At 53.1% G+C, this 17002-nt stretch carries 16 protein-coding genes; all 16 read left to right on the forward strand.

Annotation, left to right across the window (positions count from 1 at the left end; genetic code table 11):
• Positions 1 to 344: 344 nt before the first annotated feature.
• The 16 genes from prpC (at position 345) to Q4579_RS13320 (ending at position 16802) form a co-directional block, all read left to right on the forward strand.
• Complete coding sequence (prpC, locus tag Q4579_RS13245) at positions 345 to 1532, forward strand: 2-methylcitrate synthase (RefSeq protein ID WP_303564883.1); 1188 nt, start codon at positions 345 to 347, stop codon at positions 1530 to 1532.
• A gap of 91 nt (positions 1533 to 1623) precedes the next feature.
• Entirely contained in the window at positions 1624 to 3075 is a 1452-nt protein-coding gene (locus Q4579_RS13250; protein WP_303564884.1) for a bifunctional 2-methylcitrate dehydratase/aconitate hydratase, read from the forward strand.
• A 226-nt stretch (positions 3076 to 3301) separates the two neighbouring features.
• The gene (locus Q4579_RS13255) at positions 3302 to 3955 is read left to right on the forward strand and encodes an alanyl-tRNA editing protein (RefSeq protein ID WP_303564885.1); all 654 of its coding nucleotides are present in this window, start codon (positions 3302 to 3304) and stop codon (positions 3953 to 3955) included.
• Between the two features lie 3 nt (positions 3956 to 3958).
• Entirely contained in the window at positions 3959 to 4729 is a 771-nt protein-coding gene (locus Q4579_RS13260; RefSeq protein ID WP_303564886.1) for a 2OG-Fe(II) oxygenase, read from the forward strand.
• Between the two features lie 2 nt (positions 4730 to 4731).
• A complete protein-coding gene (locus Q4579_RS13265; protein WP_303564888.1) occupies positions 4732 to 5370 on the forward strand; it encodes a LysE family translocator in 639 nt (212 codons plus the stop codon).
• A gap of 200 nt (positions 5371 to 5570) precedes the next feature.
• Positions 5571 to 6875 carry an isochorismate synthase MenF gene (locus tag Q4579_RS13270; RefSeq protein WP_303564889.1) on the forward strand — a complete coding sequence of 435 codons (1305 nt, stop codon included), beginning with the start codon at positions 5571 to 5573 and terminating at the stop codon, positions 6873 to 6875.
• Positions 6875 to 8596 (forward strand): 2-succinyl-5-enolpyruvyl-6-hydroxy-3-cyclohexene-1-carboxylic-acid synthase, encoded by a 1722-nt coding sequence (menD, locus tag Q4579_RS13275; RefSeq protein ID WP_303564890.1) that lies wholly within the window; start codon positions 6875 to 6877, stop codon positions 8594 to 8596. The genes Q4579_RS13270 and menD overlap by 1 nt, the downstream gene beginning before the upstream one ends.
• The gene (gene menH, locus Q4579_RS13280; RefSeq protein WP_303564891.1) at positions 8586 to 9398 is read left to right on the forward strand and encodes a 2-succinyl-6-hydroxy-2,4-cyclohexadiene-1-carboxylate synthase; all 813 of its coding nucleotides are present in this window, start codon (positions 8586 to 8588) and stop codon (positions 9396 to 9398) included. Before menD ends, menH begins: the two co-directional genes overlap by 11 nt.
• Positions 9395 to 10261 (forward strand): 1,4-dihydroxy-2-naphthoyl-CoA synthase, encoded by an 867-nt coding sequence (gene menB, locus Q4579_RS13285; RefSeq protein WP_303564892.1) that lies wholly within the window; start codon positions 9395 to 9397, stop codon positions 10259 to 10261. The genes menH and menB overlap by 4 nt, the downstream gene beginning before the upstream one ends.
• 17 nt (positions 10262 to 10278) lie before the next feature.
• Positions 10279 to 11265, forward strand: a complete 987-nt coding sequence (menC, locus tag Q4579_RS13290) for an o-succinylbenzoate synthase (RefSeq protein ID WP_303564894.1) — start codon at positions 10279 to 10281, stop codon at positions 11263 to 11265.
• Positions 11262 to 12713, forward strand: a complete 1452-nt coding sequence (menE, locus tag Q4579_RS13295) for an o-succinylbenzoate--CoA ligase (protein ID WP_303564896.1) — start codon at positions 11262 to 11264, stop codon at positions 12711 to 12713. Before menC ends, menE begins: the two co-directional genes overlap by 4 nt.
• A 53-nt stretch (positions 12714 to 12766) precedes the next feature.
• Positions 12767 to 13048: a type II toxin-antitoxin system Phd/YefM family antitoxin gene (locus Q4579_RS13300; protein WP_303564897.1), complete on the forward strand. Its 282-nt coding sequence runs from the start codon at positions 12767 to 12769 to the stop codon at positions 13046 to 13048.
• Positions 13045 to 13332: a type II toxin-antitoxin system RelE/ParE family toxin gene (locus tag Q4579_RS13305; RefSeq protein WP_303564898.1), complete on the forward strand. Its 288-nt coding sequence runs from the start codon at positions 13045 to 13047 to the stop codon at positions 13330 to 13332. The genes Q4579_RS13300 and Q4579_RS13305 overlap by 4 nt, the downstream gene beginning before the upstream one ends.
• A gap of 534 nt (positions 13333 to 13866) precedes the next feature.
• On the forward strand, positions 13867 to 14544 hold the full coding sequence (locus tag Q4579_RS13310) for a hypothetical protein (RefSeq protein ID WP_303564900.1): 678 nt from the start codon (positions 13867 to 13869) through the stop codon (positions 14542 to 14544).
• Positions 14545 to 15171: 627 nt separating this feature from the next.
• On the forward strand, positions 15172 to 15780 hold the full coding sequence (locus Q4579_RS13315) for a YdeI/OmpD-associated family protein (protein ID WP_303564902.1): 609 nt from the start codon (positions 15172 to 15174) through the stop codon (positions 15778 to 15780).
• Between the two features lie 332 nt (positions 15781 to 16112).
• Positions 16113 to 16802 (forward strand): hypothetical protein, encoded by a 690-nt coding sequence (locus Q4579_RS13320; RefSeq protein WP_303564904.1) that lies wholly within the window; start codon positions 16113 to 16115, stop codon positions 16800 to 16802.
• Positions 16803 to 17002 lie beyond the last annotated feature (200 nt).

The following is a 17002-nucleotide window of genomic DNA, read 5'->3' on the forward strand; positions in this document are numbered from 1 at the left end:
GAAACTGTGCCCGGTAACCCCCTCCTAACCTCCCCCTTGAAAAGGGGGAGGGACAATACTGAGTTTATGGTGAGCACTAATATCCCCTCCCCTTGGCAAGGGGAGGGCTAGGGTGGGGTTCGTAGGGTTGTGCACAGATTCAGAAACTGTGCCCGGTAACCCCCTCCTAACCTCCCCCTTGAAAAGGGGGAGGGACAATACTGAGTTTATGGTGAGCACAAATATCCCTTCCCCTTATCAAGGGGGAGAAACAAAAACGATTTCATGCAACAGAAAATGAGCAGGTGGAAGAAGTGATCGCCTCAATTCAATAACGTGACATAACGTGAAGAAAGGAGCCCGGAATGACTGCGACCCATTCAGTGCAAGCGGACAATCAACAGGCGGCAGACAAGGATCATTCACGCAATCAACCCCTGGGGGGCGCAGGTCTGCGTGGTCAGAGTGCGGGAAGCACGGCACTGTGCACCGTGGGTAAAACGGGAACGGGCCTGACCTACCGGGGATACGACATCACCGATCTGGCACATCACGCACAGTTTGAAGAAGTGGCTTATCTGCTGCTGAAAGGCAAACTGCCCACTCAGTCTGAACTGGATCAGTACAAAGCAACTCTGAAAGCAAAACGCGGATTACCGGATGCACTGAAAACCGTGCTGGAAACGATCCCGGCCGGCGCGCATCCGATGGATGTGATGCGAACCGGTTGTTCTGTGCTGGGGAATCTGGATCAGGAAACTGACTTCAGCCAGCAAGCCGATAAAACCGATACCCTGCTGGCCATGTTGCCCGCGATCATCTGTTACTGGTATCGCTACAGTCATGACGGCATCCGGATTGAGACAGCCAGCCAGACTCAGGACTGTACCGGCGGTTATTTTCTGGAAATGCTGACGGGCAAAGCCCCCTCTGAACTTCACAAACAGGTGATGCACTGCTCGCTGATTCTGTACGCAGAACATGAATTCAATGCATCGACCTTTACGGCGCGCGTCTGTGCCTCGACTCTGTCTGATCTGCATTCCTGCATCACCGCCGCCATTGGCAGCCTCCGCGGGCCGCTGCACGGCGGGGCGAATGAAGCTGCGATGGCGATGATTGAGCACTGGAAAACACCAGACGAAGCAGAAGCCAATATTCTGAAAATGCTGGCAAACAAAGACAAAATCATGGGATTCGGGCATGCGATTTACCGGGAATCCGATCCCCGCAATGCGCTCATCAAAGCCTGGTCCAGCAAATTGTCTCAGGATGTTGGGGACACCCGGTTGTACGCTGTTTCTGAGCGGGTCGAAGCTGTGATGAAGCGTGAGAAAGGCTTGTTTGCCAATGCGGATTTCTTTCATGCCTCGGCTTACCATTTTATGGGCATTCCGACCCAACTATTTACCCCGATTTTTGTCATAAGCCGGGTGACGGGCTGGGCAGCACATGTGTATGAGCAGCGCGACAATAACCGCATCATCCGTCCGAGCGCTGATTATATCGGGCCGGATCATCAGGACTGGTTGCCGATTGAACAGCGTCGTTGATCGGTCTTCCCTGTTTTCATCCCAAAGATTCTCGCCCCTTCAAAAAGAAGGGGCGGAAACAATCACGACTCTGAAGTAAAAGGAAAGATGAATGAGCCTGAACGTTGAACTGAACGAACGCCCGCAGCCTGATGCATTGCTGGTGAAGATTGCCGACTATGTTGCAAACACCGAGATTGCCTCTTCTGAAGCCTACAATACCGCGCGCAATTGTCTGATGGACACGCTGGGCTGTGGCCTGCTTGCTTTGAGATTTCCGGAATGCACCAAGCATCTTGGCCCGACGGTACCGGGCACCACGGTGCGTCATGGGGCGCGCGTGCCGGGGACCTCTCACGAGCTGGATCCAGTCACGGCTGCATTCAATATCGGCTGTCTGATCCGCTGGCTGGATTTTAACGACACCTGGCTGGCCGCGGAATGGGGCCATCCGTCCGATAATCTGGGTGGGATCCTGGCGACAGCGGATTACCTCAGCCGTGTTGCTGTCGCTGAGGGCAAAGCACCGCTGACCATGCGGGATGTGCTGACGGCGATGATCAAAGCCCATGAAATTCAGGGCGTTCTGGCGCTGGAAAACAGCTATAACCGCGTAGGTCTGGATCATGTGTTGCTGGTGCGTGTGGCATCGACGGCTGTGGTGACTAAGATGCTGGGCGGAAACCGCGATCAGATTATTGATGCCGTTTCTCAGGCCTGGGTGGACGGTTGTGCGCTGCGCACCTATCGCCATGCACCGAATGCCGGTTCCCGGAAATCCTGGGCTGCGGGCGATGCCACCTCCCGTGCAGTGCGACTGGCAATGATCACCATGAAAGGTGAAATGGGATTGCCTTCTGTGCTCACGGCGCCCAAATGGGGCTATTACGATGTACTGTTCAATGGTCAGCCGTTTAAGCTGAATCAGGATTTTGGCAGCTATGTGATGGAAAATGTCCTGTTCAAAATTTCTTTCCCGGCAGAATTCCATGCCCAGACTGCGGTTGAATGTGCGGTCACGTTGCATGAGCAGGTCAAAGATCGTCTGGACGAGATTGAACGGATCGAAGTGACAACCCATGAGTCTGCCATTCGGATTATTTCTAAGTCCGGTGATCTCGCCAACCCGGCAGACCGGGATCACTGCCTGCAATATATGATCGCGGTGCCGCTGATTTATGGTGATCTGGTTGCCGAACACTATGAAGATGACTTCCATCGCGGTGACAAACGCATCGACCAGCTTCGCAGCAAGATGGAAATCATGGAAGACCCGCGTTACAGCGCGGAATATCTGGAGTCGGATAAACGTTCCATCGCCAATGCGATTCAGATTTTCTTCAGTGATGGCACCAGTACCGACAAAGTGGCCGTGGACTATCCCATTGGTCATCGCCGACGCCGTGAGGAAGGGATCCCGGTTCTGGAGCGAAAATTCAGACGGAACCTGCTCACCCGATTCCCGCAGGGCATCAGTGACCAAATTGTCGATCTGTGCAGTGATCAGGCGGCACTGGAAGCAACGCCGGTCCATGATTTCATGGCGCTGTTCACCATCAACTGATTGGCGATTGAATGGCTTCTTCAGAACCGGCGTCTTGGCGCCGGTTTTTTTCTTTGGGGCAGCGGCTGAATCTGAGCCCGGATGTTTTTCATTTCAGCTGGCTTGAGAAAAGCGCTGCGTCATTTATGCGTGAAACGCAAAAGAATTTTGAATTCGTGATGCATTTAAATGCATTGAGTTTTGTATTAGCATCATTCGCTGAATGAAAGTGATAAAGGAATTATCAATGACCAAACGCTTGTATATGGAGACATCTGAACTCTCAGGAAGTGCGCAAGTCCTTCGTTGTGAAGCAGATGAATCAGGGCATTTTGTTGAACTCGACGCCACCTTGTTTCATCCGCAAGGCGGTGGACAACCCAGTGATATCGGTGTTCTGCAAAGTGACAACGGTGTTTCTGCCCGTGTCTTGCAAGTGAAGGACGTGAACGGGGTGATTTTGCATTGGCTGGACGCCCCGATTGCAGCAGGTCCCGTGTCTTTACAAGTGGATCCGGCGGTGAGGCACCAGCATGCCATGCTGCATAGTATCGGGCATGTGATTGGCAACATTGGTCAGCGACACGGGTGGAAACCCGTGAAAGCACATCACTGGCCGGGAGAATGCCGGATCGAATTTATGCCGGAAGCCAGCAATCGTGACCTCACTGCCGATGAGATTGAAGATGCCCTGGCAACGCTGATTCAGGCGCAGTTGGCTGCGCAGGTTCATGTGGATGACAAAGGGTTACGCTGGGTTGGTTTTGGTGAGCTGGCGCCCTGGCCTTGTGGTGGCACGCATCTGGCTTCGCTGGCTGAAGTGAGTGGACAGGTTTCTGCTGCGGTGAAACTGAAAAAGAACAAACTCGTCGTGAAATATGACATCGAATCCAAGGAATGAATCGTGTTACTTGATCTTGAAAGCATGGATGCAACTGCCATTTCAAAGTTAGCCAATCAGGACTGTCTGGTGATCCGGGTGAAGGATTTTATCGACAGGGAACACGCACTGTCTCTGGGCGACAGAATCCTGACCGCCGGTTATGATGCGTATATCAATGCGCCGAGTATTGGCCGGATCGGCATGGCTTTTTATGAAGCGGAACGGGACCCCACCCTGCTTGAACGGTATTTTGCTCAGGCGCAGTCCAACATTCATGAGCTGCGCCAGCGCTGTAAGCCTTATGCTTCACCGCTGGATGTCTTGCGCTGCAGTCTGGACGAGATCTGGCCGGCTGGCGCGCAACTGGAAACCTTATACGGCAAGAAAATGTCGGTGGGGTTATCGCGGGTGGTTGATGAGAATATCCGCTTTTTAGCCCATCATGATATTTTTGCAAAAGATGCGCCGGACAGCTTCCGGGCACATAGCCTCTCGGCACAGTTTGCCTGTAATGTTTATCTGACCATGCCTGAACAGGGCGGACATTTACAGGTCTGGCAGAATGAGCTGGGGCCGGAAGAGTTTGATGCACTCAGACAAGACAGTTATGGGATTGAGCCCGATATTCTCGGCGCACCCGCCGTTGAAATTGCACCGGAACCCGGTGATTTGTTGCTGTTCAATTCAAGAAAAATGCATTCGGTGACACCGGGCATTCAGGGACAGCGTCTGAGCCTGTCCTGCTTTGTCGGATACCGGGGCCAGCAGCATCCTTTAACCTTTTGGAGTTAGTGATGATTCAAGCATACTGGCCGGAGTTTTTATCTCTGGCCCTGATCCATTTCATGGCCGTTGTTGCCCCGGGCCCAGACTTCGTGGTGACCGTTCGGCAAAGTCTGAAATTTGGGCGTCTGCATGGGGTGATAACGGCGCTGGGGATCGGCACGGGCTTATCCGTTCATGTGCTTTATACCCTGTTAGGGGTGAGCGCCTTAATGCATACCTCTGAAACCCTGCTGCTGGTGGCGAAGCTTCTCGGTGCCTGTTATCTGGTGTATCTGGGTGTCCAACTGTGCCGCAGCAAACCTGCGAAGGGCCAGATGGCGGTGAACGGAGAAAACGCATCGGAGACGGAACAACAATCTCTGCGACGTGCCTTTGGAATTGGCTTTTTAACCAATGCGACCAATCCGAAAGCGACCCTGTTTTTCCTGGCCGTGATGACAAATGTTGTCGGCGTGGATACACCGCTGGCGGTACAGGCTTTCTACGGGATCTGGATGTGTTCCGTCAATGCCGTTTGGTTCATGCTGGTCAGTCTGGTTTTCTCTGCGCCGAAGGCAAGAAACTGGTTCCATCATCAGATGCACATCATTGAGCGAACATTAGGGGTTGTCCTGCTGGCCTTTGCCGCACGACTGGCCTTTGTTTAGTCGATTCTTTGGCTTCAAAGTCAATCAAATACTCCGAGCGGCCCCTCAGTGGCCGCTCTTTTTATATCCGAACGCCCGGTATCTGCACGCAAGATTGATCTGGGGCAGGATCCTTTGCCTGCCATGCACATAGACTGGTTTCATCTGTCTTCAGCCCATGCGCTGAAGCAAAACTTTCCGTGCGTGAAGAGGGAGAGAACTTGCGAATTCATCAGGTGATTTCTGCACTGACAGAACAGATTCAGCATGCCCCCGAGGGGACGCTCAGACTGACCCTGCCGTTCGCCGGTCTGCCCGAGGCATCTGTACCGGATTGGCTGGAGGCGCAGCCGTTATTCCCCAAATTATACTGGCAGTCCCGAGACGGGCTCGAAGAGGTTGTGGTGCTCGGGCAGCAGGCGGTTTTCACCGATCTTGTGTCTGCAGAGAGCCAGTTGTCGGAAACTCAGCGGGTCTGGGGATGCAAGGCATTTGACGACAGCGGGGATGCTGCCCGGTCTTCCTATTTCTTTTTGCCGGAGATTGAGCTGATCCGGCAAGGGCAGCAATGGTCTTTGTCGGTCAATCTGAATGCCGGGAAAGCAGCGGCGCTGGAGGCGCTCTCTCGGCTGGTGGCTGAAGCGCCCGGATTACCCGCCATTGACACCCATCTGCGTTCAGTTCGCCATACGCCGAACCCGTCGCACTGGCACCAATTAGTCACCGAAGTACTGTCCGACGTGGCGTCGGGTCAGGTTGGGAAAGTAGTGCTGGCCAGGCAGACAACCGTCCGGGTCAGCCAACCTGTTCTGGCAACTCAGTTACTTAAAGCCAGTGGCCAGGCGAATGTCGGCAGTTTTCATTTTCTGTTTGCCCTGAATGCGCAGCACGCCTTTATCGGTGCGACGCCGGAGCGCCTGTACTTACAGGAAGGCTGTCAGGTGCAGACCGAGGCTTTGGCCGGAACAATCGGCCGGGGCCGGAATCCGGCGCAGGATCAGAAGCTGGCCCAATGGCTGAGTTTTGATGGGAAGAACCGTCAGGAAAATCAGTATGTGGTGGATGACATTCTCGCGCGCCTGACGCCTTTGGCAGCGCACCTGACTGTTGAGACAGCTGCCAGTTTGATCCGGTTACGGCAGGTTCAGCATCTGAAACGGCCAATTCAGGCTCGGCTGAAACCGGGAGTGAATGGGGCGGCAGTGCTTGAAGCCCTGCACGCCACGGCTGCGGTTGCCGGATGGCCTCGTTCGTCTGCGCTGGCTTTTCTTCAGCAACATGAGCCGTTTGACCGGGGCTGGTATGCCGGTTCTCTGGGATATTTCAGCCACCAGAAAGCTGAGTTCTGTGTTGCGATCCGCAGCGCCGAAGTGACGGGTGAGCACCTGAAGTTTTTTGCCGGGGCGGGCATTGTGCCGGGCTCGGATGCAGCCAGTGAGTGGCAGGAGCTGAATCAGAAACTGTCGACCCTGATGTCCCTGCTGGATGATCCGGCACGGGTTCTGAATGAGCTGGAGGTGGCCTGATGGTCAGCGAACAGGCGCAACTGAACCGGATCTGGGCCAGAACCTTGCTGGAAGAGCTGACCCGACACGGCGTGGCACACTTGTGCGTGGCACCGGGTTCCCGGTCGACACCTCTGACGCTGGAGGCCGATGCCAATCCGAAAATCCGACTGCATCCTCATTTCGATGAACGTGGCCTCGGATTTCTGGCGCTGGGGATCGCAAAAGCCAGTGGCCAGCCGGTGGCAGTGGTGGTGACGTCAGGCACGGCAGTGGCGAATCTGCTGCCGGCTGTGGTGGAAGCCGGGCTGACGGGTGAAAAGCTGGTACTGCTGACCGCAGATCGTCCTGCAGAACTGATTGACTGCGGCGCGAATCAGGCGATCGTTCAATCCGGTATTTTTTCCGGCCATGTCACGGCATCGCTGGATTTACCCAGCCCGTCTGCGTCGGTATCGCTGAATTGGCTTCTGACCTCGGTGGATACGCTGATGGCAGCCCAGTTGCGAGATGGCGGTGCGATTCATTTCAACTGTCCGTTTCCGGAACCGCTTTATCTGGATGAATCGCCGGATGAGTCTGCTTTGACCCGTCCGGTGCTGTCTCAGTGGCGGCAACGGACCACGCCATACAGCCAGACGTGGATGCCTGATGGGACTGTGGTATTACCGCCGGATCTGCCTCAGCTCGCAGAAAAGAATGTGCTGATCATCGCGGGGGATCTGACGGCAACGGAGGCGCAGGCTGTGGCGGTACTGGCCGAAAAACTCGGCTGCCCTTTGCTGTGTGATCCGCAATCCGGGATCAGCAGTCAATGGGCCCATTTTGATCTCTGGCTGCAAGATCTCACGCTGGCCGCATCGCTCAATGACTGCGAGTTTGTCCTCCAGTTTGGCGCACGGCTGGTGTCCAAACGCTTGAATCAGTGGCTTGCAGAGCACATCAGCCATGGCCGGTGCGAGCACTGGCTGGTCACGGCAGAATCCCGTCGTCAGAATCCGGCTCATCTGCCGCAGCGACACTGGGTGTCCGGCATTGCAAACTGGGCAGAATCTGCCATGAGCCTGCTTCCTGAACCTGCATCCCACAGACGGGAATGGGCCGAAGGGCTGAAAAGCGGCTGTCAGCGGGTAGAGATGTTGATGGATGACTATCTGACAAACACGTCGGCGCTGAGCGAAATCGCACTGGCAATCGATTTAAGCCAGCGCGGCCAGCAAGCGGGGTTGTTTCTGGGAAACAGCCTGATTGTGCGGCTGGCGGATGGGTTCACCCGGCTGGAAGGGCGTTCGGTTTACACTAATCGCGGTGCCTCCGGCATCGATGGGCTGGTCGCCACTGCTGCGGGCGTTCAGCGGGCGACCGGACAGCCATTGCTGCTGATGCTGGGAGATACGGCATTGCTGCATGATCTGAATTCGCTGGCCCTCATGCGCCAATGCACGGCACCTGTGGTGATTGTGGTCACGAATAATGACGGCGGGGCGATCTTTGATCTGCTGCCAGTGCCGGACGCAGCGCGTCAGCACCTGTATCAGATGCCGCATGGCCTTGCCTTTGCACATGCTGCAAGCCAGTTCGGTGTGGCGTATCACAACCCGGTTACTTTGCCGGATTATCAATCCAAAGTCAGCGAGCACTTCCAAACCGGACAAGGCGCATTACTGCTTGAGGTGAAGACGCCTGCAGGCGAGGCGGCGGCCCATCTTCGCGCGCTGAAGGAGCGGTTGTATGCTGTTTAGCCGAACCCTGTCAGTGCATGAGGGGACAACCCGGCCGGTGCTGGTTTTTCTGCATGGCCTGCTGGGGAGCGGAGAGGACTGGCGAACCTGTGTCCGTTCCCTTTCGGATTTTCGCTGTATTGCACTGGATTTGCCCGGCCACGGGCAGAGTGTTGCGGTGGACTGCGATTCCTTGGATCAGGCCGCGACGCAAGTGGCTGACACGCTCTCCGCGCGCTTGCCCCCCGGGCAACCACTGGTGCTGGTGGGCTATTCGCTCGGCGGACGGATTGCCATGCATGGTCTGGCGGCGGGTCTGTTTGGACCCTTACCGATTCAGCAACTGGTGATTGAAGGCGGACATGTCGGGCTGGCATCAGCGTCGGAGAAACAACAGCGCTGGCGTCATGATGCGCGCTGGGCACGGCGCTTTCGCCGGGAGCCTTTGAGCGATGTGTTACAGGACTGGTATCAGCAGCCGGTTTTTGCCTCACTCGATCCTACCCAAAGACAGCACATGGCTGATATCCGGCGACAGAACGACGGTGCAGCTGTGGCCCGGATGCTGCTCGCGACCTCGCTGGCGCGTCAGGAACCGTTGCGGCAAGCCTTACACATTCAGCCCGTTCCCGTGCATTACATCTGCGGGGCGCGGGATAGAAAATTTTCCCGGCTGGCCTTTGAGACGGCTTTTCCCGTCACCCAGATTGCCGGTGCAGGGCACAACACACATCAGGCCCGGCCAGCAGCGTTTGCTCGTACAGTCGCGCAGCTCGCCGGGCTTCAGAATATATCAGATTCAATGACAGCGGAGCGCTTATGACCATCACTGTGGGACGAACCGAAGACGAACTTTATGCGCCGATTGAGTGGCTTCACGGTGGCCAGCAATTTTCGGATATTGAATACCACAAATCATCCGACGGGATTGCCCGGATCACCATTGCCCGGCCACAGGTGCATAACGCCTTCCGGCCTCAGACGGTTCGGGAAATGATGCAGGCGCTCGCCGATGCGAGATACGACGCCGACGTGGGCGTGATCATTCTGACCGGACTGGGTGAAGCGGCATTTTGTTCAGGCGGTGATCAGAAAATCCGGGGGGATTACGGCGGTTATCAGGACGAATCCGGCATGCACCATCTCAATGTGCTCGACTTTCAGCGCCAGATCCGTACCTGCCCCAAACCCGTGATCGCGGCGGTGGCAGGTTGGGCTGTCGGGGGCGGGCATGTGCTGCACATGATGTGCGATCTCACCATTGCGGCTGAGAATGCGAAATTCGGTCAGACCGGCCCGAAAGTCGGCTCATTCGACGGTGGCTGGGGGGCATCTTACATGGCTCGCATCGTGGGTCAGAAAAAGGCCCGTGAAATCTGGTTTTTGTGCCGCTTCTATGATGCTCAGGAAGCCCTGGACATGGGGCTGGTGAACACCGTTGTCCCACTGGCAGAGCTCGAAAGGGAAACCGTGCGGTGGTGCCGGGAAGTGCTCCAGCACAGTCCGATGGCGCTGCGCTGCCTGAAAGCCGCACTGAACGCTGACTGCGACGGTCAGGCTGGTCTGCAGGAACTGGCGGGCAATGCCACCATGATGTTCTACATGACCGAAGAAGGGCAGGAAGGACGGAATGCGTTCAACGAGAAGCGCCGCCCTGATTTCAACAAGTTCAAACGCAATCCGTAGTCCGGCTGGATGAACGTATGACACAGCGATCGGCCAGACTCTACGCATATCGATTATCCATGGACAGCGGTGTGGTGCTCCGGGGCAGGCGTGTGACTGAGCGGCGGGGTTACATTGCCGAGCTGCACGAGGGGGCGGGCAGTGGCCTCGGAGAAATCGCGCCGTTGTCTGGATGGAGTGCGGAATCTCTGGCTCAGGCGGGCGCTCAGGCTGCGCTTGCGTTGTCGGACTGGGTTCATGGCTCGGAGCGAATGATGGAGACAGCGACATTGTTTCCGTCGGTGGCGTTCGGATTGTCGATGGCTGAGATGGAACTTACGCGGCGCTTGCCTGCCGCCGGTGCATTTACCCCGGCACCGTTATTGCGCTGTGACGCTGCGGTGACGCTGCCATCAACGCACCGGATCGCGAAAGTCAAAGTCGGACGCGGGGACCCGGCTCAGGAATCAGAGCAGATCAATCGACTGCTGACGGCACATCCGGCGCTGGTGCTGCGTCTGGATGCCAACCGCGCCTGGACGCTGTCGCAGGCGCGCGTGTTTTCTGCGCATCTGAGACCGGATGTGTATTCACGCATTGCTTTTATTGAAGAGCCTTGTCAGCAACCGCAAGACAGTCTGAATTTTGCAGCAGAAAGTCACTTGCCGCTGGCCTGGGATGAAACGTTGCAGGCCGCGGTCAGCCAGCCGGATTTTCAGTTTGAACAGCTGGGTAAAGCGGCTGCAATTGTCGTGAAACCCACGCTGATCGGTTCGGTACAGCGTTGTCTGTTGCTGATTCAGGCGGCTCGCCAATCAGGAATGCAGGCCGTGCTCAGTTCAAGCCTTGAATCCAGCATTGGCCTGACGCAGATCGCTCGCCTCTCGCACTGGCTGTTGCCGGACGCTGTACCGGGGCTGGATACGCTGCACTGCTTTCAGTCGCAGCTTGAATGTCCGTGGCCGGGCAGTCCGCTGCCTGTTCAGCAACTTTCGGCGCAAACATTAGTGGGAATCTGGGAATGATGACGTCTGACTCTCTCTGGCGACACTGGGCGGCAGTCCGGCCGGAACATCTTGCGCTGCGCACTGCGGATGAATCATACAACTGGCGCACGTTGGCAAAGAAGGTTGATGCGCTTGCCGCCCATCTGTCAGCACAGGGGGTTGCGTCCGGCGATGTGGTGACGGTGATCGGGAAAAATTCACCGGCACTGGTTTTTCTGCATCTGGCCTGCCTGCAACTGGGCGTCACGACGGCATTTGTGATGCCGCAGCCTGCCATCCGGCTCTCTGAAAAGCTGGCGGTATTGTACCGGCCGGGTCAGCCGCACTGGGTTTGGTTCGGCCCTGTTCAGCCAGACGATCCGAGCGATTCTGCGAATAAAGCAGACGGACTGCCGATGCGTGCTGACATTACGTTGTTGGATCTGGATGCAGCGTTCAGTTCAGCGCCACGCAAAGAGGCAGTCCCAGAAACAGCCTGTCGGTCGGAGCGGCTGGCTTCGATTCTTTTCACCTCCGGATCCGAAGGTGTGCCCAAAGCAGTCGCGCATACGCAGGCTCAGCATCTGGCGTCGGCCCGTGGTTTGCTGGCGGTGTTTTCGTTCCAGCCTTCGGATTGCTGGCTGCTCAGTTTGCCGCTGTATCATGTGTCCGGACTGGCCATTGTGTATCGCTGGCTCAGTGTCGGGGCCTGCCTGAAAGTGGGGCGTGGTGCGCTGGCTCAGGATATTCAGGACGTGACTCACGCTTCACTGGTCGTCACCCAGCTCAAGCGTCTGCTTGAACGGCAGCCGCCGCTGTCGCTCAGCCAGGTCCTGCTGGGGGGCAGCGATGTGCCCGTGGCGTTATGCCAGCAGGCGGCCCAGCAAGGAATTCAGACCTGGTTGGGTTATGGCATGACAGAAGCCGCATCGACAGTAACGGCGAAGCAAATTGACGGCATCGCCACTGCCGGGCGTGTATTGCCCAATCGGCAGGTTCAGCTCATAAACAACCGGATTTTGATTGGGGGGGACACCCTTGCGAGCGGCTACTTTCATCAGGGGAAAATCACCCCGCTGGTGGATGCACAGGGGTGGTTTGATACCCGGGACTTGGGACAGTGGATTGACGGAGAACTCCGGATACTGGGGCGTGCCGATAATCAGTTTATCTCCGGCGGGGAGAACATTCACTGCGAGGAAATCGAAGGCGTTTTGAACCGTCATCCGGCAATCCGCCAGAGTATGGTGATCCCCGTGGCTTGTGAGGTTTACGGTGCCCGTCCGGTGGCGCTCATCGACACGTCTGAAGAATTAACGGCCTTGAATCTGACACCTTGGCTGGCAAATCGCCTCGAGCGCTTCAAATTTCCGGATACGTTTTATCGGATGCCCCAATTGCCGCAAACGGGGATGAAAGTGTCACGAAAGGCGATGAAGGATTGGCTGATGTTGCGGCGAAACACAGCAACAACACCTTGTGCTTGACGGTCAGTTGAACTATTATTTTGTACATTATTCTGTACAACATGGTGTTCAATATGAGTCGTATTCATTTCGATCAAGATATTCAGCCGTTATCTGAGTTTCGAGCAGGGGTCACTTCGTTCATCAAACAAGTTAATGAGACTCGTCGTCCATTGGTCATTACGCAACGAGGCAAGGGTGTCGCTGTTGTTCTTGATGTTGCAGAGTACGAAGCAATGCAAGAAAAAATCGAAATCCTTGAAGAAATGCGTGCAGCGGAAGCTCAATTAGCTTCTGGTCTCGGTGTTTCGAATGAAGGAGCGCGTGCTCAAGTGCTCGATCGCATTAAGAAATGAAAGTCGTTTGGTCTCCTTTAGCGCTTCAGAAGCTTGGTGACGTAGCTGAGTTCATTGCTTTGGATAATCCATCCGCGGCGGAAAATTGGGTCAACGAAGTTTTCGACAAAACTGAGTTACTGGGAAGAATGCCGGAAATGGGGCGTTTTGTTCCTGAAATACCCCAGACAAACTATCGCGAAATTATTTTTGGTCATTACCGCATTATTTACAGCATCAGTCATGAGGTACGCGTGCTAACCGTTCGTCATTGTCGTCAAATTTTGTCTGAGAATGACGTTTAAAACGATGTCCTAACTGCCTCAGCTATTGCCCAACCATAAGCAGCACGACAGACTTCTGTTTCGATGATGGCAGGCAGCATATCACATAAGATTCAATGACCTCTGAGTGCCATAAGGTCTTTTCCGGCCCGTCTGGAATCCGAAAGATTCTGTGTGGCAAAGCCTGATGAATTGAGTTGTTATTCTCTTCCAAATCGAATACTCCAGTTTTTTCTTGTTGAATCGGCATGACTTATCAATCATTGCTTCGCTTTTCGATGCCACAGTTGGATCGGTTAATACCCTGTTTAGCTTTATTTGGTGAATGCAGAGGGCTTTTGATCGAGATATTGTTTTGAGTGTCAATAAGTTGTTTTGAATATTCTCACGGTGGATACTGAATCTGTGTTTGGCTCAATCCATGCTTTTATCAGATGAGGACATGGAGACTTTCGGTTGTTTCGTCAGTGGAATTCCTCAGTACGGTGAAGTCTGTTGAGGAACTCAAGTCATTCGCAAGCACATTCAATGAACCAACAATATGAGAGGATAGTCATGTCAGAAATCAGAACAGATGAACTCATCATTCAGGGAGATTGGTCGCCGCAAGCCGGTGCAACTGTTGTCTTCGTGAGAAGCCTGATCATGAAGGCAGGATCGAGAATATTGATCGATGGGCAGCTTCAGGAGTTTAGTCTTTTTTGCGAAGAGTCAAGGGTAGAAGAGAATACACGTTTTGAAGGGCGAGGCAATGGGGCCGGTGACGATGGTGTGAATCTTGTTATTTATTTAGGAAAAACTGAAATCAAAGGGTTGACTGTAGATACGACTGGTGAAAAAGGAGAAACGGGTGCGAAAGGTTCGAGAGGGAGGAATGGCGGAAATGCAACTTGTACAGGTTCTGGAGCAACGAATGGCGGTCCTGGAGGGAAAGGGGCTCAGGGAGGTGCAGGGGGACGAGGTGGCAATGTAATTCTTGGTATTGATGCAAGTTCACTTCCTTTGCAATATTTAGAAATTATCACTCAAGGAGGGCCGGGAGGTGATGGTGGTGATGGCGGTGATGGTGGGCGAGGAGGCGCTGGAAAGAGGTGCGGTCTATGGAAAAGAGGCGCAGGAAGATCTGGGCCAAGGGGAGCGAGTGGCGATCCTGGGCCTGAAGGAATCGACGGTGAAGTGAATGTGCTGAAAGCAAGAGATATGGATCATTTTTTAGAAATGATCAATCGTTAACGGGTTCGTACAGTGAAGTTAGTTGAACTTCGCAGTTTTTATGGTTTCATTTCGTATTTTTTACCATAAAAACTGCTATCCCTAAGACTCGCTCATCTACACCAGAAATTGTTGTCCCATCGTTAATGATAGACATCCTGTATTCCTCATCATATTGGAAATAATGTTGGTTGTTCTGCAAGGTGAAGGGCAGGTCATTGGCATGACGATATAAAATCCTTTCATTCTCGTGATGCTATCCCAGTTATTTAATTCAATGGCGATCTTTCTCTGTGGGTTATACCAATCGCAGTAAATAACTGGTCATCCTAGCTTGCTAAAATGTTCGATAACTGCGTTAGATTTTTTGATTGTAGAATAACTACTTATCTAAAAAATCCGCCTTGTTCTCAAACATTTTTCCGGCGCTACTTCTGATCATTGACTTACTTTGATTGGTATTAAAGTTCAAAAAAGAATGCATCTGACTCTTTGACAGGGGTACTGAGCGTTTCTGTACCGTTGATTAAAGCATAGGGACGTTCCGGCAATCATACACAGGCGTACTCATGGAAATTCAGGTGAAATACGTGATTTGAAAGTATGGAATCAGGAACTAAACTTGTGTCGTTTCCGCTGAGTTAATGTATGACAGACTCATTTTCACCTGATCCTATCGTTATTGAAATAAAGGTCACTGTTATGTCCACCATTGAACGATCAGAGTTTATGGCCAAGCTGCTTAAGCCGTTCAAACCTGCACCTGATTTTGAGGGGTTTATCCTGATTCCAAAAGCAGTGAGTGAGCAGCTTCCGCGACGGGGCAGAACAACGGTTGATTTGATGATTGAAGGCTATGATTTTCGGGTCACGTTAGAGCCGGATGGCAATTTAAGCCACTGGGCGAAATTAAGTCACACAGACCTGGCGTCTGGTCATCTAACCTTGGATGAAGAGTACAGCGTTCAGTTGATCCCGGTGGACGAGGAGCCGGAACCGAAAGTGCCTGATGACTTATCAGAAGCGATACATCGACAATCGACCGCGCTTGAAACCTGGCAGCAGACAACCACCATCGCAAGGCTGGATTGGGTGCATTGGGTTGAGTCTGCAAAACAAGCCAAAACCCGTGCGAAAAGGGTTTCGGATGCATGCAATATGTTGGCGGAAGGGAAGCGTCGGGTTTGCTGTTTTGATAATTCGGGTTTTTACAGCAAATCACTGAAGGCGCCAAAAGTATCAAACGAGACATCGTGATGTTTTGCTCCAAATACCGACTTTGACCGATGCCTCGCAACAAGCGTTGATCAAGTGGTTCATGTGCCTGCCGTTCATCGTTAAGTTCTGGCCAGAAGTATTCTGGGCATCGGTATTTTGGGGCTGAGTTATTCTGTGATTGGTTCAGCATTTAATATGCAGAACGATTCAGACGCATTAATGATCATTCAGGAAAGAGTTGAAATACAGGGTTATTTCAAGTTTCGCTGTATTCAGTGGGTGAATGACACGGAATGAATTATCGTTTGAAAATGCTGATGTTCACTCCCGTGATTGATGTATTGATAATCAAAATAAAGGTATAGCGTTGGATGGCATTTATTATTAAAGACACGCCAGTCAAAGTGGCGGAAAGAGAAATATTTCAGGATGAAGACGGTTACATTGCATTCCCTTCTAATGAGATGGCTGTATTTGATCGCGAACAATTCATACCAATTGGCGTTTTGTCGTATCAGCAATTTGATCGTCATTCAAATGAAAAAATATTCATTGCTGTGCCTAATTTGCAAGGAATCCCGGATGGGGACTACGGTGCAATCACCTATTCTTTTGTGAGCGAATCTGATGGATGGCGATTAGATGATGAATTTGCAAATGATTCAAAATTAGATGAGGGCGAAGATTATATTGATCGCTACCAGCAATCACGGGAATTTTTCACTCAGCATCAATATTTGGAGGCGTATGGAAGAAAGGCACCCCTGTTTGTCATCGGAGGTCAGCCGCCATTAGGTCAAAACTGGGACGCTATTTTATATGATGAAATGGGCGATAATCCGGAATTAGATCATTATCATGATGTAACGAGTGATCGAGATGATCCTGAATTTGAGTCCATGAGTTCTCGGGAGATCACCTATTTTGATGAGGAAACGGAGCAAGAATTCATTTTCTTGGGTTACTTCAGTGATACGCCTTATTTAGAGCTGTCAGGTACGTTTATGGTGTTTTATCAACCTGAGTCAAAGAAAGTCATGCTCGTTGTAGAATATGATTGAATGATGAAAACATCCCGTACCTGACAAGTGACCAGGCTATGACGATTCATGTTCGTTCTGAGGTCATTATGAGTCATGTGATCTGCGTTTCGGATATTGGTGATGGCTTTTAAATGATTACGTGGGGGTGATTTGTTTGTTGCAATTACACAGACAGAGAACAACCTATTTTATGTGGCATACGATCCATTCTTAGCCTT

Origin of the sequence: Photobacterium sp. 1_MG-2023, from assembly GCF_030547945.1 — a bacterium.
GTDB lineage: Bacteria > Pseudomonadota > Gammaproteobacteria > Enterobacterales > Vibrionaceae > Photobacterium.